The 2,868-nt window shown below is 53.6% G+C and carries 2 protein-coding genes; both read left to right on the top strand.

Going from position 1 to position 2,868, the window contains the following annotated elements; translation table 11 throughout:
• Window positions 1-238 precede the first annotated feature (238 nt).
• Window positions 239-1,645, top strand: coding sequence for an SEL1-like repeat protein (locus ACTHUT_RS17080; protein WP_250599428.1), 1,407 nt, complete (start codon window positions 239-241; stop codon window positions 1,643-1,645).
• 222 nt (window positions 1,646-1,867) lie between these two features.
• The coding region (gene gltS, locus ACTHUT_RS17075) for a sodium/glutamate symporter (protein ID WP_440419162.1) at window positions 1,868-2,868 on the top strand (1,001 nt) is incomplete at its 3' end.

The raw sequence follows: 2,868 nt of genomic DNA, 5'->3' as shown, positions 1-2,868 counted from the left end.
GTATAATGACCGAGCTGTCATGAGCGCATACCGACTCAACCTGAGCCCTTTGTAACGCACAAAATATGGATGTACCCCCAGGCAAAACAATATAACAAGCCAAGCATCCTAAAGATAAGCCAGCAAGGCAATACACTCTACAAAACTATGCCGAGCAATATTTTTACAAAGCCCTCAACCGGTATCGCCGCCCATATGCCGCAGCATCCGTCTTCCACTTTATATCCGCCCGCAAACCATGACCGCCGCTCCTGATATCCTCTACCGGCAAGCCGCCGCCCTTTTGGAACAATCCAATACCGCCCAAGCCCTGCCCCTGCTGCAACAGGCCGCAGAGCAGGGATATACGGAAGCTGCTTTTGTATTGGGCGACCATCTGCTGCAAAACGGTCATCCGGAGCAGGCACTTCCATGGCTGGAAGCCGCCGCGGCCCAACGCCATCCCAAGGCACTCTTCACCCTGCTGCAACAACGCGAACACAATGGCACCCCAACAGGACAGCTTCTTAACGACTACGCCTGGCTGGGTGAGCAAGGTCACCTCGAAGCCCAATTAATCCTCATGCGCTACCACGCGCAGCGCAACGATCCACAATCCCTCTACTGGGCAGAGCTTGCCGCTGCCCGATATGCCGCGCCTGCATATTACCATCTGGCACGCCATCATCAACGACAAGGCGACATTGAAACAGCCATTGAACAATACGAAAAAGCGGCCGCGCTCGGCGTAACTGCTGCCTGCTGGCAACTCGGTCAAATCTACTTCTACGGTACAGGTGTCAGCCCCAACCACGGACAAGCCGAACATTATCTCGAACAAGCCGCGCAAGCCGGCCACATCGCCGCACAAATCCTGCTGGCCGACCTTCTTGCCGCCCAACGCAAACCCGAAGCCTTAAAATGGTATCGTCGTGCCGCCGATAAGGAGCAAGCGGAAGCACAGGCCAAGCTGGCCCAATACGCCCTGACCGGCGAACTCTCCGAACGCGATCCGTTCCAAGCGGCACGATATGCCAAAGCCGCTGCCGAGAAAAACCATCCCGAAGCGCTGAAAATCATGGGCGACCTCTACCGCTACGGCCTCGGTATCAAAGCCGACAACCATATCGCGCATGATTACTACCACTGTGCAGCCGCACTGGGTTCTGCCGCCGCAGCACAAAAACTCATCAGCGACGCCGCGCTGTACCATCCGCAACAATACGAACAAATCAAAACTACCGCCCTGCAACAACAACAAACCGAAACCACATACCGTTTGGCGGAAGCACAAGCCAATGCCATCGGCCGTCCCGCCGACTATAATGCCGCGCGCAAAAATTACATGGAAGCTGCCGAGTTCCACCATAAAAACGCGGCGGCAGCCTTAGGCCGCATCTACCATTACGGCCTCGGTACGGCGCAAGATCCTCGGGCGGCTGCACACTGGTACGCCATTGCTGCCGAACAAAACCACCCTTCCGCCCAATACCACCTCGCCTGTTTTTACTATCACGGGCAAGGTGTCGGCTGTCATGTTCCGACCGCCTGCTACTGGCTGCAGGCCGCCATCAGCAACGGCCACACTTCGGCCGAATCATTAACATCCCTATTAGAACAATGGCGCCGTGAAGCGCACCATGCCATCGGGCAAAAGACCGTCTGAAAAGATTTACACTCGCATTTTTTGACAATCTTTAACTATTCCCCTAATATTTGCCAGTTATTTTTCACGGACACATCATTGTTTTCATTTCTTTCTGAAAACACCTTGCCTTGTCCGCGCATCAATACCATGACACTCGGCGGATAACGCCAAGCGTTGAAACACACTGCATCCGGAACAAAAACGGATGCTCGGAAAAACATTTCTAGGAGGTGAAACAACATGGAATGGGAATTCAACAGTTATTACACACTGATTGCCGCCACGCTCGTGTTGCTGGTTGGTAAATTTCTGGTTCAAAAAATCAAATTCTTAAGAGACTTCAATATTCCCGAGCCGGTCGCCGGCGGTTTGGTTGCCGCTATCGTCCTGTTCGCCCTGCATGAAGCCTACGGCGTCAGCTTCAAATTTGAAAAACCGCTGCAAGATGCATTCATGCTTATCTTCTTTACATCCATCGGTTTGAGCGCCGACTTCTCCCGTTTGAAAGCGGGCGGTTTGCCTTTGGTTATCTTTACCGCCGTGGTGGGTGCATTCATCATCGTCCAAAACTTCGTCGGTGTCGGCTTGGCGAGCGCATTGGGCTTGGATCCACTGATTGGCCTGATTACCGGTTCGATTACCCTGACCGGTGGTCACGGTACAGCCGGCGCATGGGGTCCTGACTTTGAAAGCAAATTCGGCCTGACCGGCGCAACCGGCTTGGGTATGGCTTCTGCAACATTCGGCCTGGTATTCGGCGGTTTGATCGGCGGTCCTGTTGCACGCCGTCTGATCAACAAAATGGGTCGTAAACCTGTCGTCAAAACTGCCAAATCCGACGACAACGATGTTGCCGACGACATCTTCGAAAAAGCACAACGTACACGCCTGATTACGGCTGACTCCGCTGTCGAAACCCTGGCTATGTTTGCCGCATGTTTGGCTTTTGCCGAAATCGTCGACGGCTACGACAAAGCCTTCTTCGACCTGCCTAAATTCGTATGGTGTCTGTTTGCAGGTGTGGTCATCCGCAACGTCCTGACTGCAACCTTCAAAGTCAATATGTTCGACCGCGCCATCGACGTATTCGGTAACGCCTCCCTGTCGCTCTTCCTTGCCATGGCTCTTCTGAACCTGAAACTGTGGGAATTGACCGGTCTGGCAGGCCCTGTGACCATCATCTTGGCCGTACAAACCGTCGTGATGATTCTGTACGCCACTTTCGTTACCTACGTCTTCAT

The sequence above is a fragment of the Neisseria sp. P0022.S010 genome (assembly GCF_051956635.1).
This window is presented reverse-complemented; position numbering and strand designations above follow the sequence as displayed.

Bases quoted from the DNA above. Each gene is read 5' to 3' on its own strand.
- ACTHUT_RS17080 (WP_250599428.1), top strand. From the start codon at position 239: ATGACCGCCGCTCCTGATATCCTCTACCGGCAAGCCGCCGCCCTTTTG.